This is a genomic window from Bradyrhizobium lablabi, from assembly GCF_900141755.1.
Classification (GTDB): Bacteria; Pseudomonadota; Alphaproteobacteria; order Rhizobiales; family Xanthobacteraceae; genus Bradyrhizobium; species Bradyrhizobium lablabi_A.
Map to the genome: position 1 here is coordinate 4,955,997 of NZ_LT670844.1, position 18,943 is coordinate 4,974,939.

The following is an 18,943-nucleotide window of genomic DNA, read 5'->3' on the forward strand; positions in this document are numbered from 1 at the left end:
CAGCATGTTTTCCTCGCCGGCGTCGTCGCAGTCGATTACCGATCGCTTCAAGAGTTTGTTCGGCGGCGGTTCGGACCAACCCGCCCAGGAGGGGACTGCGGCTCCGGCCCCGGGCCCCGAAAGCCAGCCGGATCTGAACTGCCCGTCTGTGGCCATTCGCGCCGGTGCGTCGACCTACGCGGTGGCCGCGCCCGGCAAGCAGCCGGTCGGCGACGATGTGCGCTTTCAGGCGACGATCACCCGCACCTCGCGCGATTGCCGGCAGACTGGCGACCAGATCACGGCCCGCATCGGCATTCTCGGCCGCGTCATCGCGGGGCCGGCCGGAAATCCGCCGACGGTCGAAATCCCGCTTCGCGTCGCCGTGGTGCAGGGCGGCATTCACGAACAGACCATCACCACAAAAGTCTACCACACCACGGTGTCGATGGATTCCGACAGCGTGCCGTTCAGCCTGGTGGCGGAGGACGTGGTCTATCCGGTGCCGCCGGGCGCGACCGGCGACAGCTACATCTTCTATATCGGCTTCGATCCGCAGGCGCTGGCGCCGGAGCGGCCGGCTAAACCCGCGAAGAAAAAGAAGTAGCGCCGGTGTCGAAACAAAAAGCCGGCGCGATCATTTCGCGCCGGCTGTTGTTTTTACCCCCGGGGGACCGTCAGTTCAGCTTTTCGCGAACCTCGGCAATGCCCTTGGCGAGCAGTTCGTCAGCGACCGGGCCCTTGACCGATTGCGACAGGATGTTCGAGGCAGCGGTCACCGCGGCTTCGGCGGCGGCGGCGCGGACGTCGGCCAGCGCCTGGGCTTCGGCGAGCGCGATCTTGCTCTCGGCGGTCTTGGTGCGCCGGGCGACAAAATCTTCCATCTTGGTCTTGGCTTCCGCCGCGATGCGCTCGGCATCGGCCTTCGCCGAGGCAATGATGTCTTGGGCCTCACGCTCGGCGCTCTCGCGGCGGGCCTGATATTCGGCCAGCAATTTTGCCGCCTCTTCCTTCAGGCGGCGCGCGTCGTCGAACTCGGCCTTGATACGGTCGCTGCGATGATCGAGCGCGGTGAGCACCGTGCGGTGGATGCCGAAATAGGCGAACACGCCCATCAGGATGACGAAGGCGACGGCGACCCAGAATTCCGGTTCGGCGAACATTCTTTGTTATCCCTTCAAGGACGCGTCAACGGCGCCTTCCACCGATTTGCCGTCGGGGACTATGCCGGTGAGCCGCTGCACGATCGCGGCGGCCGCCTCCGCGGCAATGTTGCGGACGTTGCTCATCGCCGCTTCGCGCGTCGCGGCGATGGTTTTCTCGGCTTCGACCAGCTTGTGCGTCAGCCGCTCTTCCAGCGTCTTGCGCTCGGCGTCGGAGGCCGCGTTGAGCTTTTCGCGGGTCTCGGCGCCGATCGCCTGCGCCCGGGCACGCGCCGCCGCGAGCTCACCTTCATAGGCTTTCAGCGCCGCGTCGGTCTCTTCCCGAAGCTTCTGCGCCGCGGCCAGATCGCTCTCGACCGCCTTCTGACGCGCGTCGAGCACGCCGCCGACGCGCGGCAGCGCAACTCGCGAGACGATCAGATAGAGCGCGACGAACGCGATTGCGAGCGACACCAGCTGAGAAGCAAACGTGTCCTTCTCAAACGGCGGAAACGGGGCCTTGTGGCCGCCCTCTGCCTCGGTGTGGGCTGTCGCGCCCTTGGCGTCGCCATGACTTTCAGCCACGGGCTACTCCTGTATCGGCTTTATCTGTGTCAGAGCGCGAACAATAGCAGCAGCGCGATCAGCAGCGAGAAGATGCCGAGCGCTTCGGTCACGGCGAAGCCAAAGATCAAGTTGGCGAACTGGCCCTGGGCTGCGGACGGATTGCGCACCGCGGCGGCGAGATAGTTGCCGAAGATGATGCCCACGCCGGCGCCGGCGCCACCCATGCCAATGCAGGCAATACCAGCGCCAATGTACTTCGCGGCAATCGGATCCATGAAACGAACTCCTTGTTGAGGTTTGGTGAGACCGGCCTGATCAGTGGCCCGGATGGATAGCATCGTTGAGGTAGATGCAGGTAAGGATGGCGAAGACGTAGGCCTGAAGGAACGCGACCAGCAGTTCGAGCGCGGTCAGCGCTATGGTCAGGCCCAGCGGCAATACCGCGCCGAACCAGCCGACGATGCCGAAAGCCGCGAGCATGGTGACGAAGCTCGCGAACACTTTCAGCGCGATGTGGCCTGCCAGCATATTCGCGAACAGGCGTACCGAATGAGAAACCGGCCTCAGGAAGAATGATATCACCTCGATGAACACGACCAGCGGAAAGATGTAGATCGGCACGCCGGACGGCACGAACAGTTTGAAGAATTTCAGGCCGTTTTTGTAGAGGCCGTAGAACAGCACGGTGAAGAATACCAAAAACGCCAGCGCGGCTGTGACGATGAGATGGCTGGCAATGGTGAATTGGTATGGAATGATCCCGACCAAGTTCGAGACCATGATGAACATGAACAGCGAGAACACCAGCGGGAAGAACTTCATGCCTTCCGAGCCGGCGGTGCTTCTGATGACGCCCGCCACGAATTCGTAGCTCAGCTCGGCCATCGACTGAATGCGGCCGGGAACAAGCTGCCGTCCGGCGGAGCCGCCGATCATCAGCAGCGAGATCACCGCGACCGAAGCGAACATATAGGCCGACGAATTGGTGAACGCGATTTCCTGTCCGCCAATGTGACCGATGGTGAAGAGCTTGTGGATTTCGAACTGATGAATCGGATCGGCGGCCATTCTTGTCTCAGTCTATCGGTTTCGCGATTTCTCGCGGATCATATCGAACGTTCAGTTGCGCATCGAAATGCACGCGTCAGAGCCGCTCGGACTGCTTCGCCATCACGCCCGCCGCCCGCATCACATTGATCACGCCGGCGACAAAGCCAAGCAGCAAGAATACGATGAGGCCCCAGGGCGAGGTCGACAGCAAGCGATCGAAACCCCAACCGAGAGCCGCTCCGACAAGAACGCCGGCGACCAGTTCGGAGGAGAGGCGAAGCCCGACAGCCATGGCGGATGCCTTGGCCTGAGCCGCGTCCTGCTCGTTTCCGGACGGGTCAGTCCCGATTTTTCGGCCGTCCCGAATTGCGGACAACCGGTGATCCAGACTTCCGAGCCTTGCGGAAAGCGCAGCTTCGTCAGGCGATTTATCGCGACTTCCATTTCCGCTGTCTTTCGTGCCTTCAGCCATGCTGCAGAGACCCGAAACGAAGCTTGCGTTGATGGAAATGACGCCCCGTCACCCTCAAAAGCCGCGCGGACCATACTGACCGCGTTTAACCGAGTCAAGATTGCGTCATAACCATCTACTGCGTTGATTCAGTTCATTTTCTTCGCGCTAACGTGATCCCGCGGTGACGCGATCACGCAGTGCAACAGCCGCGCGCATGATCGGCGAATCTCCGGTGCCGTGTTTTCCTCGCTCTTGACTAATTCATAACCAAATGGTTATGGGATTATATGCACAGCACGCCCGACACGGTTTTGAGGACTCATGGCGCCAATTACGGCCGGCAGAAATATTTCGCCGCCCTGGAGCGGGCGGCAGCGGAGACGTGAATGCAAACTTCCCTCGTGTCGCGCTTTCATCCGCTGCTGGTGATCTTGCACTGGCTGGTGGCCGTCCTGATCGTCGCCATGTTGGGCATCGGCTTTTTCAAGCTCGAGGCGATGCCTAATACCGATCCGGACAAGATCGATATTTTGCGGATCCATATGGCGGTCGGAATGTCGATCCTGGCGCTCATGGTCATCCGTTTCATCGTCCGCACCTGCACGCGCAAGCCCGCCGATGCGACCACGGGCTATCCCGCCCTGGACCGGATCGCGCCGGTCACCCATTATGCATTTTACATGCTGGTCTTGCTGATGGCCGGGAGCGGGCTTGCCACGGCGATCTTGGCCGGGCTCAATCGAAGCGTGTTTCAGGGAACCGGCGAGCCGCTGCCGCCGAGCTTTGACGCCTATCCAAGCTTCGTGGCGCATGGCTATTTCGCGCTGCTGCTGGCCGGTTTTGTCATCCTGCACGTCGTTGCCGCGCTCTATCACCACTTTGTCAGAATGGACGGGCTGTTCCGCCGGATGTGGTTCGGGCGCCGTTGAAATGATCCCGCTGGCTTTGCGGACCTATGTTCAGGATCGATCTTGCATCACGTGAGCGGCTCTGTTGGGATGGATGCCGATATCCTTTCTCCCCGGAGGCCGCATGTCACGTCAGGTCGATTATTATTTTTCGCTGCAATCGCCGTGGGCCTATATCGGGCACAAAATGTTCCGGGACATCGCGGCCACCTACGATATCAAAATCAACCACAAGCCGGTGGTGCTGGTCGATCTGTTCTCGGAGACCGGTGGTTTGCCGTTACTGAAGCGCCATCCGGTGCGGCAGCGTTACCGGATGGTCGAGCTGCAGCGCTGGCGCGACAAGCGCGGCCTTAAGTTTCACCTTCAGCCGGCGAATTGGCCGTTCAATGCGCGGCTCGCCGACGGCGTGGTGATCGCGGCGCTCGAGGCGGGTCACGATCCCGATCCGTTTCTGCGCCGCGCCTTCCCGGCGGTGTGGGAAGACCAGCTCAATCTGGCCGACCCGGCGACGCTTGCGAAAATCGCTGACGATGCCGGGCTGCCCGGCAAAGCGCTGGTCGAGCGTTCGGGCTCGGACGAGATCAGCGCGGCCTATGAGCAAAACCGGCAGGATGCGCTGGCGGCCGATGTGTTCGGCTCGCCGGTCTATGTGCTCGACGGCGAGGTATTCTGGGGACAGGACCGGATCGAATTGCTCGCGGACGCGTTGAAGTCCGGCCGTGCGCCCTATCGCTCGCAGGTGTAAGATCGGATGGGGGCTACGTTACCGGTTTTGAGGCGGAGCAATCCCATGATGATATCGCCCTCGAAATTCTCCACTTCCGTCGCGGCCGCCGCGATCGCTTTCTGTCTCGGCGGACTTGGCGCCGCGCTAGCGGAATCGACTGCGGACACCGAGAACGGCCGCTACGCGCTGGCGGAGGTCAATGACGGCGTGATCAGGCTCGATACCCGCACCGGTGCGGTCTCGACCTGCAGCAACAACGGCACCGGCTGGGCCTGCTATGCCGTGCCCGACGAGCGCGCCGCGCTCGATACCGAAATCGGCCGGCTGCAGGCCGACAACGAAAAGCTGAAAGCCCAACTCGCGGCGCGCGAACCGACGGTGACCGGAAAGATCGACGAGCCGCTGCCGAAAACCGACTCCTTGAAAAAGCCCGAGCCGAAGATCGCCGAGGGCGAGCGCAAAATCGAAATCCCGCTGCCGAGCGACCGCGACATGGACCGCATGATGTCGTTCCTCGAGCAGGCGTGGCGGCGGCTGTTGGACATGGCCAACCGCGTGCAGAAGGATGTCTCGGGGAAGATTTGACACGGCGTTGTTGGACGCTTCCGCGCGTCGTCCCTGCGGAAAGCAGGGACCGATAGCCACCGCAGTGAGTTGTTGGAAAGCCGTCTAGCACCAGCGCCAAATTGCGCCAGCACGGCGTATGGGTCCTGCTTTCGCAGGGACGACGTATAGAGAGATAAATCGTGACTCCGACCTCGCGCTCTCCACTATCCACTGTCAGCGCAGCCAGCATCGTGACCTCGCTGCTCACGATCCAGACGCCCGGGCGTGGTTTTGTCGATCTTACCGCCGAGGTCGCGAAATTTGTCCGTGACGCCGGCGCGCGTGAGGGCGCGGTGACGCTGTTCATCCGCCATACCTCGGCGTCGCTAACGATCCAGGAGAACGCCGATCCCACCGTGCTCGCGGATCTGACGACGGCGCTCGATCGCCTCGCGCCGGAGCACGCCGGATGGCGCCACGACACCGAGGGTCCCGACGACATGCCCGCGCATGTCAAGACCATGCTGACGGCGAGCTCGCTCCATGTCCCCGTGCTGAAAGGTGAACTCGCGCTGGGTACCTGGCAGGCGATCTACCTGATCGAGCATCGCTCGCGTCCGCATCGCCGCGAGATCGTGCTGCAATTTTTGGGGACCACTTAAAACAAAACCGGCCGCGGAACGTGTCCCGCGGCCGGCGATCTGATGTAGCAACGCCGGCGGTTGTCGCCGCCGGCAAAACCGTCAGTTCGACCTGATGTCGACGTCCTTGGTTTCCGGCAGGAACAGGAAGCCGACCACCGCGGTGATCGATGCGAAGATGATCGGATACCACAGGCCTGCGTAGATATCGCCGGTCGAGGCCACGATCGCGAACGCGGTCGCGGGCAACAATCCGCCGAACCAGCCGTTGCCGATGTGGTAGGGCAGCGACATCGAGGTGTAGCGGATCTTGGTCGGGAACAGTTCGACCAGCATCGCCGCGATCGGGCCGTACACCATGGTGACGAAGATCACCAGGATGAACAACAGGCCGATGATTGCCGCGACCTGCGGACGGAAGATGTCGAACGGGTTCGACATCTTCACGATGCCGGCGTCGCCCGCTTTGGGATAGCCCGCCGCGGCAACCGCTGCGGCGATGGCCGGGTTACCGGCTTTCGCATCGGCGTAGGGCACTTCCTTGTCATTCACCATCACCTTCACGCCGGAGCCTGCAGGGCCGTAGCTGGTCGTATACTTGACCGACGACGACGCCAGGAAGGCACGGGCGGTGTCGCAGGGTGCTGTGAACACGCGGGTGCCGACCGGGTTGAACAGATCGCCGCAGAGTGCGGGATCGGCGACGACCACGACCTTGCCCGCTTCGATCGCCTTTTCCAGCGCCGGGTTGGCGTTGGTCGTGATCAACCGGAAGATCGGGAAGAACGTCAGCGCCGCGATCAGGCAACCGGAAAGGATGATCGGCTTGCGGCCGATCTTGTCCGACAGCGCGCCGAACACGATGAAGAAGCCGGTGCCGAACAGGAGCGACCATGCGATCAGGAGGTTCGCCGTATAGCCGTCGACCTTCAAGATCGATTGCAGGAAGAACAGCGCGTAAAACTGGCCAGTGTACCACACCACGCCCTGGCCCATGGTGCCGCCGAGCAGCGCGAGCAGGACGATCTTGCCGTTGCTCCAGTTGGCAAAAGCTTCGGTCAGCGGGGCCTTTGAGCTTTTGCCCTCGTCCTTCATCTTCTGGAACACCGGCGATTCGTTCAGCCGCAGCCGAATCCAGACCGATAAGCCCAGCAGGACGACCGACACCAGGAAGGGAACACGCCAGCCCCAGGCGGCGAAATCAGCTTCGCCGATCGCGGTGCGGGTGAACAGGATCACCAGCAACGACAGGAACAGGCCGAGCGTCGCCGTGGTCTGGATGAACGAGGTGTAATAGCCGCGTTTGCCCTGCGGCGCGTGCTCCGCCACATAGGTCGCGGCTCCGCCATACTCGCCGCCGAGTGCCAGACCTTGCGCCAGGCGCAAGGCAATCAAAATCACCGGCGCGGCAAAGCCGATCGTCGCCGCGTTGGGCAACAGGCCGACGATGAAGGTCGACAGACCCATGATCATGATGGTGACGAGGAAGGTGTATTTGCGTCCGACGATGTCGCCGATCCGTCCGAAAACGATGGCGCCGAACGGGCGCACCAGGAAGCCGGCGGCAAACGCCAGCAGCGCGAAGATATCGCGGGTTCCCGGCGGATAGGCCGAGAAGAATTGCGCGCCGATAATGGGGGCGAGCGATCCGTAAAGATAGAAATCATACCATTCGAAAACGGTACCGAGCGATGAAGCGAGAATGACGAAACGTTCGTCGTTCGTCATGCCGCCTGTTCTAGCTGGCGCTGCAACCATTGTGGACATTTTGGATCGCTCCCCGGGATCGTTGATGCAAAGCGTGTCCCATGCACCGGACTTTGCCGGGTTGACCCATGGGCTTCGCCTCACGGTAACATCGCCGTGAAACCTCTCCCAATAAGACTTTTGGCCCGCTCCGCTATATCATGAAGCTATGTGGCGAGGACACGACGCGCGTTCCCGCGCGATCGATGCCTGGCGATCCGACCTATTGCGACGCACAAACCGGGTTAACCGCTTCGCGCGAAGGCGATATTGCGTGCTTGCAAGCGCTCGCCCGGCAGACGACAATTACCTTGAAAAACTCGCTTGGCAGGCCCCACAAAGCGGTCACGGGTTTGCCGCAACCGTTTTGCAAGAGATTGATGACTGCCGCTGCCAACACCCGCCTCGTCATTGCCGATGACCATCCGCTGTTCCGCGACGCGTTGCGGCAGGCGGTGGCAAGCGTCGTGACCTCGGCGACGATCGACGAAGCGGGATCGTTCGAGGATTTGACCGCGCTGCTCGAACAGGATTCCGAGGTCGATCTGATCCTGCTCGATCTGGCCATGCCGGGGATCTCGGGCTTCTCGGGGCTGATCTATCTGCGCGCGCAATATCCGGCGATCCCGGTCGTCATCGTATCCGCCAGCGACGATGTCGGCACCATCCGCAGGTCGCTGGATTTCGGCGCCTCCGGCTTCATCCCGAAGCGGTTCGGGGTCGAGACGCTGCGCGACGCGGTCGCGAAGGTGATGGACGGCGATGTCTGGGTGCCGCCGGATACCGATCTCTCTTCGGCTGCCGATCCGGACATGACACGGCTGCGCGACCGGCTGGTGACGCTCACGCCGCAGCAGGTGAGGGTCTTGATGATGCTGTCGCAGGGGCTGCTCAACAAGCAGATCGCCTATGAGCTCGGCGTCTCGGAAGCAACCATCAAGGCCCACGTCTCGGCGATCCTGCAAAAGCTCGGGGTCGAGAGCCGGACGCAAGCCGTGATCGCGGCCGCGAAAATCGCCGGCGGCCAATGGCGGCAAGGCACGCCGCCGGCGTAGTAACGCTTGATGGTCGGTTCACCTCGCCCCGCTTGCGGGGAGAGGTCGGATTCGCGCGATAGCGCGAATCCGGGTGAGGGGGACGCTCCGTATGCGTTGTGCTTCCGTATTCGCGAATAGCAGCCCCTCACCCCAACCCTCTCCCCGCGAAGAGCGGGGCGAGGGAGAAGCACAGTCCCTACTCCGCCGCCACCATCTGCTGCGTCCGCCACTGCCCGAGCAACGCCCGCAGCGACGCCGGTTTGACCGGCTTGTTGAGGACCGCGATGTTCTCCTCGCGGGCGGCGGCGCGCACATGCGGGCTGCGATCGGCGGTGATCAGGATCGCCGGAATGTTTTCCCCAAAACGACGGCGGATGTCGCGGATGGCGGCGACGCCGTTGCCGCGGTCGAGATGATAGTCGACCAGCAGGCCGGTCACTTCCGTGCCAGACGCCTCGATCGCCTCGATGGCGGCGTCTGGGTCGGCGACCGCGATGACCTCGGCGTCCCAGGCGGTCAGCAATGTCCTCATGCCGTCCAGGATCGCCGCATCATTCTCGATGCAAACGATCATCGAGCCGCTCATCGGCGTCCGCGACAACGGCGTCGCGGTAGTGACGGCCGCGGTATAGTTGATCGCTTTCGCGGTCGGTACCGTGACCGAGAAAGCCGAGCCGCCGCTGGCATTGGAGGCGATCGCGATGCCGTGGTTGAGGACGCGCGCCAGCCGCTCGACGATCGATAGCCCGAGCCCTAGGCCGCGCGCGATCCGCGCGCCCTGTTCGAGGCGATGAAACTCCTTGAAGATCTCGCCGCGCTTCTGCACGGGAATGCCGACGCCGGTGTCGTAGACGCCGATCTGCAGTGATTGGCCGCGGCGCCGGCAGCCGACCAGCACGCGGCCGTGCGGGGTATATTTGATGGCGTTGGAGATCAGGTTCTGCAACAACCGCCGCAGCAGCAGACGATCGGATTCCACCGGCAGCGAACAGGGCACGAAGGCCAGCTTCAATCCCTTGGCGCGCGCGATCGGCGCGAATTCGATCTCCAGCGACCGCATCAGGTCGCTCATCTTGAAGCTCGTGATCGCGGTCGACATCGCGCCGGCATCGAGCCGCGAGATGTCCAGGAGCGCGCCGAGGATTTCCTCGATCGCTTCCAAGGAATCGTTGATGTTCTCGACCAGCCGGGAGTCTTCGCCGCCGGATTGGCGTTCGACCAGGCTCGTCACATAGAGCCGCGCCGCGTTCAAAGGCTGCAAGATGTCGTGGCTGGCGGCGGCGAGAAAACGCGTCTTCGAGATGTTAGCATCTTCCGCGGTGCTCTTGGCCAGCGCCAGTTCAGAGTTCAGCCGCGTCAGCTCCTCGGTGCGGTCGCGCACCCGTTTCTCCAGCGTGGCATTGGCGCGTTCCAGTGCCTCGGCCGCCTCAAAGGAGGGGGTGACGTCGGTGAAGGTGATGACGAGGCCGCCGCCGGGCATCCGGTTGGTGCGTACTTCGATCACCATGTGACGGTCCGGCAGCCGTTCCAGATAGGGCTCGCCTTCGGTGGTGTAGGCGTTAAGCCGCATTTCCATCAGCGCTTCGCTGTCGCCGAAGCCCGGCGGACTGATGGCGCCCATGAATTCAAGGATCTCCCTGAGCGGAATTCCGATTTGCACGAGGTGCGGCGGAAGTCCCAAAATTTCGCCGAATTGACGGTTGGAGCAGATCAGCTGCAGATCCGCATCGAACACCGCGATGCCCTGCCGCACATGGTTCAAGGCGGTCTGCAGCATCTCGCGATTGAAATGCAGCGCGGCGTGCGAATCATCCAGCAGCTTCAGCGCGGCCTTGGCGGAGACGGTCCGCTTGCGCAGCAATAGCGACATCACGAGCCGCGAGGACGCCGCCCCGATCGAGGACGCGATCAGGTGCTCGGCATGCTGCAGCAGCTCGAAATCGGCCGGCGCTCCAGGCTCGAGGCTGGTGCGGTGCTGGGTGGCAAATGCCTCGAACGAAAGCCGGGCGCGTTCGGGGCCGAGATACTGCGCTACCGTGCTCTGGATGTCCTGCACCGTCACGGTGGTGCGCCAGCGCCGGAAGGTCGGCGCCATCGGCGCCAGCGCGCTCGGCACGAACAGGTCGGCCTGCAACCGTTCGATCGCGGATGGCTGGCGCGCCAGCGACAGCACGACATAGGTCAGCAGGTTGAGCGAGAGCGACCACAATACGCCATGCAGCAGCGGCGGCAGATCGGCGCCGAACAGCGCCTGCGGACGCAGCGCCTCGATGCCGAACGGGCCGTGCTGCAACATCATCAACCCGGCGGTGTTGCCGTCGAGAAAGCTCGGCATAAACAGCGTGTAGGCCCACACCGCGCCGCCGACCAGCATGCCGCCGATAGCCCCGCGCGCGGTGGCGTTGCGCCAGACGAGGCCGCCGAAAAACGCCGGCGCGAGCTGGGCGATCGCCGCGAACGACAACAGGCCGATCGCCGCCAATTGCGTGTTGCCGAGCGCACGATAGTAAAAATACGCCATCACCATGATGGCGAAAATCGCAAAGCGCCGAACTCTTAGCAGGAAGTCGCCAAAGTCCTTCTGGCCGGCACGCGATTGCGCGCCGCGCTGCAGCACCAGCGGCACCACGATATCGTTGGAAACCATGATCGAAAGCGCGACGCATTCGACGATCACCATGGCGGTCGCCGCCGACAGGCCGCCGACAAAGACGCCGACGCTGAGCAGCGGCGCGTTTGCCTCGATCGGCAGCGCCAGCACGTACATGTCGCTGTCGACCGCGCCGAACGGGAAGGTGATTAACCCAGCGAGCGCGATCGGAATCACGAACAGATTGATGGCGATCAGATAGAGCGGAAACAGCCAGCGCGCCCGGCTCACTTCGGCATCCGAGGAATTCTCCACCACGCTGACGTGAAACTGGCGCGGCACCAGCACGACCGCGCAGAACGACAACAGCACCATGGTGAGGAAATTGCCGATCGACGGCACGTAGTTGATGGCGCGCACCGCTTCCGGGGTCTTCATCGCGCGCTCGATCAATTCGACCGGCGTGAACATCCAGAACGTGACGAAGGCGCCGGCGGTGATGAACGCCACCAGCTTGACGATGGATTCGGTGGCGACCGCCAGCATCAGGCCGTGCTGATGTTCGGTCGCGTCGGTCTGGCGGGTCCCGAACAGCACCGCGAATACCGCCATCGCCAGCGTGACCATCAGTGCGATGTCGCCGATGATGGGAATGTGGGAGAAGTGCTGGTCTTCGCTCAGAATGGTTTCAAGCGAGGAAGCCACCGCCTTGAGCTGCAGCGCGATATAGGGAACCGATCCGATGATCGCGATCAGCGCCACGGTTGCGGCAACCGCCTGGCTCTTGCCGTAGCGCGCCGCGATGAAGTCGGCGATCGAGGTGATGTTCTGCGATTTCGCCAATTGAATCACGCGGCGGAGCAGCGGCATGCAGAGCCCGATCATCAGGATCGGGCCGACATAGATCGCGAGAAAGTCGACGCTGGTGCGGGTGGCAAATCCGACCGAGCCGAAGAAGGTCCAGGAGGTGCAATAGATCGCCAGCGACAAGGGATAGATGAACGCACTGGCGCGGCCGCGCTGCATCGGCGAGAGGCGGTCGCCATAGCTCGCCACCAGGAACAGGAACCCGATGTAGCCGAACGCGGCCGCAATCACGGCCCAGTCGTGCAGCATCGCTGCTTACTCCGTTAAACGTTAGGCGCGCCTTGATCGGCGCCGCGACAGAAGTCGCTGCATTAAGGAGTATAGCCGGATTGGACCGGCAACGCATTGTGCGCCGCCGTCCAAGAGCGGGATTTCGGGGTTAACGCTACTCGGCCGCCAGCGATTTCTGGTGCAACGGCAGGCCGAGACGTTCCCAGACCAGCACCAGCGCTTCGGCAAGCTGATCGATCAGGCCGTCGTCGTGATAGGGCGAGGGCGTGATGCGCAGCCGCTCGGTGCCTTTTGCGACCGTCGGATAGTTGATCGGCTGGATATAGATATGATGCTCTTCGAGCAGGATATCGCAGGCCCGCTTGCACTTTTCGGGGTCGCCGACGAACAGCGGCACGATATGGGTGTCGCTCGACATGACAGGCAGGCCGGCGGCGGTCAGGATCGCCTTGACCCGGGCGGCGCGATCCTGGTGGCGCTCGCGCTCCCAGTTCGAGATTTTGAGGTGCCGGATCGCAGCCGTCGCCGCCGAACAGATCGCCGGCGGCAGCGCGGTGGTGAAGATGAAACCGGGCGCATAGGAGCGCACCGCGTCGATGATATCGGAGCTGGCGGCGATATAGCCGCCGAGGCACCCGAACGCTTTCGCAAGCGTGCCTTCGAGAATATCGATGCGATGCATGACGCCGTCGCGCTCGGCGATGCCGCCGCCGCGCGGGCCATACATGCCGACCGCGTGAACCTCATCGACATAGGTCATCGCGCCATAACGCTCGGCGAGATCGCAGATCTTTGCGAGCGGCGCGATATCGCCGTCCATCGAATAAAGGCTCTCGCAGGCGATCAGTTTTGGCCGGTCTGGCCCCGCGGCGCGCAGCAACTCCTCCAGATGCGCCATGTCGCTGTGGCGGAACACCTGGCGCTCGCAGCCGGACTGGCGGATGCCTTCGATCATCGAATTGTGGTTGAGCGCATCCGACAGGATCAGGCAGTTCGGAATCAACTTGCCGATGGTCGCAATGCCGGTCTGGTTCGAGACATAGCCTGAGGTGAACAGCAGCGAAGCTTGCTTGCCGTGCAGGTCGGCCAGTTCCTGCTCGAGCTGGACCAGCGGATGATGGGTGCCGGCGATGTTGCGGGTGCCGCCGGCGCCGGTGCCGACGCGGGTCGCGGTCTCTACCATGGCGCCGACCACCTTGGGGTGCTGGCCCATGCCGAGATAGTCGTTGGAGCACCAGATCACGACGTTCTGCGGCCCCTTCGCCGAATGCCAGACCGCGTGGGGGAACCGTCCGGCGATGCGCTCGAGATCGGCAAACACGCGATAACGCCGCTCGTCATGCAGGCGGTTAAGGGCGGCACTGAAGAATTGGCTGTAATCCATCGCAAGACCTGGAACGAAGCGTGAGGCCGGGGGGCGGCGCGAGCCCTTTTTAGAGCGTTTCCATCATTAATGTCGAGGAGGAAACAAGGTGTTGATCGGGATCAAGTTTTGGTGCGCCCATCTAGCAATCCGATCCTGCCTACGCACAGGGTCGGACGCGCCGGAACGATCCAAATGGATTAATTTACGGGTTTGTGAAACATCTGTTGCATATTTGGCGCTGATGGTTAAGATCGGGCATGGATCAGGGCCCGTTGACCGAGCAGATCATTAAGGCGTTCGACACCATGTCGGTCCAGCTTCAGGCCGGTGCCCGATACGTGCTCGACCGGCCTCGCGACGTGGCCCTGCTGTCGATGCGCGAGCAAGCGCGCCAGGCAGGCGTACAGCCCGCGACCATGACCCGCCTTGCCAAGCATCTCGGCATGGACGGCTATGACGACGTGCGCGAGCTCTATGCCGCGGCGGTGCGCGAGGGTGATCTCGGTTTCGCCGGCAAGGCCGGCGTCCAACTCGTCAGCCAGAAGCTGAAAGGCGACAAGGCGCTGGCCGCCGACATGTTGACGTCGATCGCCGGCCAGATCGAGCGCCTCGCAACCGCTGTCAGCCTCGAGCGTCTTGTCGCCGCGGCCAAGACGCTCGCTTCAGCGCGGCGGATCTACTGCCTCGGATTGCGATCGAGCCATTCGATCGCCTGGCATCTTCACTATGTGCTGACGCTGGTCGGTGACCGCTCGGTCCACATCGACGGGATTGCGGCAACCGGGGCCGATGTGCTCGCAAGGGCCACCAGCCGCGATGTTCTCCTTGTCGCAAGCGTGCTGCCGTATACGCGCCTGACCGTGGAATTGGCGGAATACGCCGTCGAGCAGGGGATGGCCGTCGTCGCCATCACGGACAGCGAGGTCGCGCCGCTGGCGCAGATTGCGCAGCATGCCGTCGTCGTTCCGACCGACAGCCCCTCATTCTTTCACGCCATGTCGCCGGCCTTTGCGGTTGCCGAAGTGCTTGGCGCCGTCATCGCCGGGCGCGGTGGCGACGAGGCGCTCGCCACGCTCCGGCACACCGACGAGCACCTGGCGGCGCTCAATACCCATCTCAAGCCGAGAGGCGGCAAGAAACCGTCATGACCCATATTCTTCACCGCTCCGCGAATGCCGTGATGCCGGTCGCAGTCGGCGGCAAAGGCATCGAACTGTTCGACCGCAATGGCAAGAGCTACCTCGATGCATCCGGCGGCGCGGCGGTGTCCTGTCTCGGTCACGGTCACCCGGACGTGCTCGCGGCACTCCACCGCCAGCTCGATACCCTTGCCTATGCGCATACCGGCTTCTTCACGACCGAGATCGCCGAGAGACTGGCGGATCGTCTGGTCGAGGATGCCCCGCCGGGCCTCGACCATGTCTATCTGGTGAGCGGCGGATCGGAGGCAATCGAGGCGGCGCTGAAGATGGCCCGGCAGTATTTTGTCGAGAAAGGCGAGAGCCAGCGCCGGCACATCATCGCACGGCGTCAAAGCTATCATGGCAACACGCTGGGAGCGCTCGCAGCCGGCGGCAATGAATGGCGCCGCGCGCAGTTTCGCCCGCTGCTGATCGAAACCCACCATATCGACCCCTGCTATGCCTATCGCCAGCAGGAGGCGGGCGAGAGCGATGCCACCTATGCGGCGCGTGCCGCCCAGGCGCTGGAGGACAAGATCCTCGAACTCGGATCCGATCAGGTCATCGCCTTCGTGGCGGAGACCGTCGTCGGCGCGACCTTGGGCGCGGTGCCGCCGGTCGCCGATTATTTCAAGCGGATCCGCGCGATTTGCGATCGTTACGGCGTGCTGCTCATTCTCGACGAGGTGATGTGCGGCATGGGCCGCACCGGGACGCTGCACGCCTGCGAACAGGATGGCATCGCCCCTGACTTGATTGCGATCGCCAAGGGACTCGGCGGCGGCTATCAGCCGGTCGGGGCGGTCTTGCTCAGCAAGCAGATCTACGACGCCTTCTCCGGGGGCTCAGGCTTCTTCCAGCACGGCCACACTTATATGGGTCATCCGATGGCCGCCGCCGCAGGCCTCGCAGTGCAGGAGGTGATTCGCCGCGACGGCCTGCTTGCCAATGTGGTCGCCATGGGCGGCCATCTGCAGCGGCGCCTGGAAGAGCGCTTTGCCAACCACCATCACGTCGGCGACATCCGCGGACGCGGCCTGTTCCGCGGCGTCGAGCTGGTTTCCGATGGCGACACCAAACAGCCCTTTGCTCCCGAGTTGAAGCTGAACGCGCTGATCAAGCGCGAAGCGATGGCGCGCGGCCTGATGGTCTACCCGATGGGTGGCACGATCGACGGCGTCCGGGGAGACCATGTTCTGCTCGCTCCGCCGTTCATCGTGAACAGGGAGCAGGTGGATATGATCGTCGAACGTCTCGGCGATGCAGTCGATGCGGCGGTCGCATCGGTCAGCTGAAGCCGGCGTGGAAGCGCGCCGGCCGAGAGGCGGAACTTTGGAAGAGGGATAGGATCACCATGACGAAACTCGTCAGGGGCCTTGTGGCCTCATGTCTTCTGCTTGCTTTCAGCCCGCCACTCGCTTCGGCGCAAAGCCTCGGTCCGGCCTTACAGAAAATCAAGGATGCCGGCACGATCACGATCGGCAACCGCGACTCCTCGGTGCCGTTTTCCTATCTGGATGACAATCAAAAGCCGATCGGCTTCTCGCTCGATCTCTGCAGTCTCGTCGTTGCCAAGGTGAAGGCGAGGCTCGGCTTGCCCGACCTGAAGACAGCCTACCAGGCCGTCAATTCATCGAACCGGATCCCCCTCGTCAAGAACGGGACCGTCGATATCGAATGTGGTTCGACCGCCAATACCATAGCGCGCCAGCAGGAGGTCGCTTACTCCGTGATTTTCTATGCGCCGCAGTTCAAATGGATCGCGCTGAAGTCGTCTGGCTTGAAGACGACCGACGATCTGAAAGGCAAGACGGTCGCCGTGACCCAGGGCACCAACACGGCGCAGTTCGTCGCCAAGCTCAACACCGATAAAGGCCTCGGCATGAAGATCCTGCAGGGCAAGGATCACGCCGAATCCTTCCTCCTCGTCGACACCGGCCGTGCCTCGGCCTTCATGGAGGACGATATCCTTCTCGCCGGGCTGAAGGCGACTTCGGCAGCTCCCGACAATTTCGCGTTTCTTGCCGATGCGTTCCCGAGCGATCCCTACGGCGTGATGATGTCGAAGGGGGATCCCGAGTTCAAAAAGCTGGTCGATGATGCGCTGACGGAAGCGATGAAGTCGGGCCTCTACGACAAGCTCTACGCCAAATGGTTCGAAAGCCCGATCCCGCCGAAGAACATCAATTTGAATTTCCCCCAATCCGACAAGCTCAAGGAATTGGTCAAGGTCCCGAGCGACAAGGCGAACGGCCAATGACCGGTAAGAGGCGGAGCGTCGACCTATCCTTTCTCCCTCTCCCCGCTCTTCGCGGGGAGAGGGTTGGGGTGAGGGGCTGTCTCCACGAACGCGGAACCAGAACGTATGCGGAGACTCCCCCTCACCCGGATTCGCGCTGTCGCGCGAATCCGACCTCTCCCCGCAAGCGGGGCGAGGTGGATCCGAGCCGTGCGCCGGTTCAACTAGGTGCACCTTAGAAGGCGTCGCGGATGTCGCTGCTGTTCGAACCGACACCCGACGGCGCAGGACGATATCTCGACTGGATCCTGAGCGGCCTCGGCTGGACGCTCTCGCTCGCGCTCGGTGCCTGGACCATCGCGCTTGTCGTGGGCACGCTTGTCGGCGTCGCGCGCACCTTGCCGAAAGGAATCCTTCCCAGGTTGGGGCGGGTATACGTCGAGGTCTTCAGGAACATTCCGCTGCTGGTGCAGATGTTCTTCTGGTACTTCATTCTGCCTGAGTTGCTGCCGGTTCGTGTCGGCATGGCGATCAAGCAGATAGACCCGCCGTGGGGAAGTTTTGTCCCGGCCCTGATCTGCCTCGGTCTCTTCACCGCCGCCCGGATCGCCGAGCAAGTCCGTGCCGGGCTGCAGGCTCTGCCTCGCGGACAGATCCAGGCCGCCTCCGCGCTCGGCTTCGGCCGGGCCGGCATGTACCGCCTGATCCTTTTGCCCCAGGCGTTCCGGATCATCCTGCCGACGCTCACCAACGAGTTCATGACCATCTTCAAGAACACCTCGGTGGCGCTGACGATCGGCCTCGTCGAACTGACGGCGACGGCGCGGGAGATCAACGAAAATACCTTCCGCACCTTCGAGGCGTTCGGCGTGGTGACGATGGTCTACCTCGCGATCGCGCTGATCGCCTGGCAGATCATGCATCGCATTGAACGGGCCATGCGATCGCCGAGCTTTGCCAGCGGGAGTTCGCGGCCATGATGGTCGATCTCTCCGCGATCGCCGCGGCGCTGCCTTTTCTGCTGCAGGGACTTTGGTTCACGGTGCAGATCACGCTGGTCGGCGTCACCGGCGGCATTGTTTTCGGAAGCCTGATTGCGGTCGCGCGATTGTCGCCGAACCCGCTGATCTCGACGCCGGCGACGGCCTATGTGAACCTGATGCGGTCGATCCCCCTGATCCTCGTGATCTTCTGGGTGTTCTTTCTGGTTCCCTGGGCGATCGGATGGGTGACCCGCTCTGGCCGACCGGTTGCGGTCGGCGCGTCGCTGACGATTTTCGTGACCTTCGTGCTGTTCGAGGCGGCCTATTACGCCGAGATCGTGCGCGCCGGTTTCCGCTCGATCTCGCCCGGACAATATTCGGCCTGCGATGCGCTCGGGCTCTCCAAATTCCATGCTTACGTTTACATCCTGTTTCCGCAGGCGATCCGCAACGTGCTGCCGATCCTGTTGACCCAGACCATCGTGCTGTTCCAGGACACCTCGCTGGTCTACGTCATTTCGGCAACTGATCTCCTGGGCGCCGCGACCAAGATCGCGCAGCGCGACGGCCGGCTGGTCGAAATGTATCTGACCGTCGGCATCATCTATTTCGTGCTCTGTTACGCGGCTTCCCAGTTCGTCAAGGAGCTGCAGGGCCGTCTTGCTTACGGAGGGCGATGATGATGA

General features: G+C 62.9%; 19 protein-coding genes. 11 read left to right on the top strand and 8 right to left on the bottom strand.

All coding sequences use genetic code 11. The features are described from left to right. The first annotated feature begins 4 nt into the window (after nt 1-4). The gene (locus tag B5526_RS23015) at nt 5-586 is read left to right on the top strand and encodes a hypothetical protein (RefSeq protein WP_172842089.1); all 582 of its coding nucleotides are present in this window, start codon (nt 5-7) and stop codon (nt 584-586) included. Nucleotides 587-656: 70 nt separating this feature from the next. On the opposite strand, the gene B5526_RS23020 is transcribed toward B5526_RS23015, so the two are convergent. The 5 genes from B5526_RS23020 to B5526_RS23040 all read right to left on the bottom strand — a co-directional run bounded on the left by B5526_RS23020 (nt 657) and on the right by B5526_RS23040 (nt 3,210). After that, the gene (locus tag B5526_RS23020; protein ID WP_079541926.1) at nt 657-1,142 is read right to left on the bottom strand and encodes an ATP F0F1 synthase subunit B; all 486 of its coding nucleotides are present in this window, start codon (nt 1,140-1,142) and stop codon (nt 657-659) included. 6 nt (nt 1,143-1,148) lie between these two features. After that, nucleotides 1,149-1,706: a F0F1 ATP synthase subunit B' gene (locus tag B5526_RS23025; RefSeq protein WP_079541928.1), complete on the bottom strand. Its 558-nt coding sequence runs from the start codon at nt 1,704-1,706 to the stop codon at nt 1,149-1,151. 29 nt (nt 1,707-1,735) lie between these two features. After that, a complete protein-coding gene (locus B5526_RS23030) occupies nt 1,736-1,963 on the bottom strand; it encodes a F0F1 ATP synthase subunit C (protein WP_079541931.1) in 228 nt (75 codons plus the stop codon). Nucleotides 1,964-2,003: 40 nt separating this feature from the next. Then, nucleotides 2,004-2,756, bottom strand: coding sequence for a F0F1 ATP synthase subunit A (locus B5526_RS23035; RefSeq protein ID WP_079541933.1), 753 nt, complete (start codon nt 2,754-2,756; stop codon nt 2,004-2,006). Between the two features lie 76 nt (nt 2,757-2,832). Further along, a complete protein-coding gene (locus tag B5526_RS23040) occupies nt 2,833-3,210 on the bottom strand; it encodes an AtpZ/AtpI family protein (RefSeq protein ID WP_079541935.1) in 378 nt (125 codons plus the stop codon). A gap of 368 nt (nt 3,211-3,578) precedes the next feature. Here B5526_RS23040 and B5526_RS23045 point away from each other — a divergent pair, with 368 nt between their 5' ends. The 4 genes from B5526_RS23045 (at nt 3,579) to B5526_RS23060 (ending at nt 6,038) form a co-directional block, all read left to right on the top strand. Continuing rightward, complete coding sequence (locus B5526_RS23045) at nt 3,579-4,121, top strand: cytochrome b (protein ID WP_197688361.1); 543 nt, start codon at nt 3,579-3,581, stop codon at nt 4,119-4,121. 103 nt (nt 4,122-4,224) lie between these two features. After that, a complete protein-coding gene (locus tag B5526_RS23050; protein ID WP_079541938.1) occupies nt 4,225-4,848 on the top strand; it encodes a 2-hydroxychromene-2-carboxylate isomerase in 624 nt (207 codons plus the stop codon). Between the two features lie 45 nt (nt 4,849-4,893). Further along, nucleotides 4,894-5,415, top strand: coding sequence for a hypothetical protein (locus tag B5526_RS23055; protein ID WP_154071402.1), 522 nt, complete (start codon nt 4,894-4,896; stop codon nt 5,413-5,415). A gap of 161 nt (nt 5,416-5,576) precedes the next feature. Then, nucleotides 5,577-6,038, top strand: a complete 462-nt coding sequence (locus tag B5526_RS23060; RefSeq protein ID WP_244562035.1) for a secondary thiamine-phosphate synthase enzyme YjbQ — start codon at nt 5,577-5,579, stop codon at nt 6,036-6,038. Between the two features lie 81 nt (nt 6,039-6,119). Here the strand turns inward: B5526_RS23060 and B5526_RS23065 are convergent, their stop codons facing one another. Next, nucleotides 6,120-7,784 (bottom strand): MFS transporter, encoded by a 1,665-nt coding sequence (locus tag B5526_RS23065; protein ID WP_079541942.1) that lies wholly within the window; start codon nt 7,782-7,784, stop codon nt 6,120-6,122. 359 nt (nt 7,785-8,143) lie between these two features. Here B5526_RS23065 and B5526_RS23070 point away from each other — a divergent pair, with 359 nt between their 5' ends. Next, nucleotides 8,144-8,818, top strand: a complete 675-nt coding sequence (locus B5526_RS23070) for a response regulator (protein WP_079545213.1) — start codon at nt 8,144-8,146, stop codon at nt 8,816-8,818. Between the two features lie 178 nt (nt 8,819-8,996). Here the strand turns inward: B5526_RS23070 and B5526_RS23075 are convergent, their stop codons facing one another. Together B5526_RS23075 and hemA are read right to left on the bottom strand one after the other, a co-directional pair. After that, complete coding sequence (locus B5526_RS23075; RefSeq protein ID WP_079541944.1) at nt 8,997-12,506, bottom strand: PAS domain-containing hybrid sensor histidine kinase/response regulator; 3,510 nt, start codon at nt 12,504-12,506, stop codon at nt 8,997-8,999. Between the two features lie 136 nt (nt 12,507-12,642). Continuing rightward, nucleotides 12,643-13,872 carry a 5-aminolevulinate synthase gene (hemA, locus tag B5526_RS23080; RefSeq protein WP_079541947.1) on the bottom strand — a complete coding sequence of 410 codons (1,230 nt, stop codon included), beginning with the start codon at nt 13,870-13,872 and terminating at the stop codon, nt 12,643-12,645. A 239-nt stretch (nt 13,873-14,111) separates the two neighbouring features. Between hemA and B5526_RS23085 the strand changes: the two genes are divergently transcribed. From B5526_RS23085 to B5526_RS23105, 5 genes are all read left to right on the top strand, one after another. Continuing rightward, nucleotides 14,112-15,002 carry a MurR/RpiR family transcriptional regulator gene (locus B5526_RS23085; RefSeq protein ID WP_079541949.1) on the top strand — a complete coding sequence of 297 codons (891 nt, stop codon included), beginning with the start codon at nt 14,112-14,114 and terminating at the stop codon, nt 15,000-15,002. Further along, a complete protein-coding gene (locus B5526_RS23090; protein ID WP_079541957.1) occupies nt 14,999-16,330 on the top strand; it encodes an aspartate aminotransferase family protein in 1,332 nt (443 codons plus the stop codon). Before B5526_RS23085 ends, B5526_RS23090 begins: the two co-directional genes overlap by 4 nt. A 59-nt stretch (nt 16,331-16,389) precedes the next feature. Beyond that, on the top strand, nt 16,390-17,295 hold the full coding sequence (locus B5526_RS23095; protein WP_079541959.1) for a transporter substrate-binding domain-containing protein: 906 nt from the start codon (nt 16,390-16,392) through the stop codon (nt 17,293-17,295). 230 nt (nt 17,296-17,525) lie between these two features. Further along, nucleotides 17,526-18,254, top strand: a complete 729-nt coding sequence (locus B5526_RS23100; protein ID WP_079541962.1) for an amino acid ABC transporter permease — start codon at nt 17,526-17,528, stop codon at nt 18,252-18,254. After that, a complete protein-coding gene (locus tag B5526_RS23105) occupies nt 18,251-18,937 on the top strand; it encodes an amino acid ABC transporter permease (protein ID WP_079541964.1) in 687 nt (228 codons plus the stop codon). The genes B5526_RS23100 and B5526_RS23105 overlap by 4 nt, the downstream gene beginning before the upstream one ends. Nucleotides 18,938-18,943: the final 6 nt, after the last annotated feature.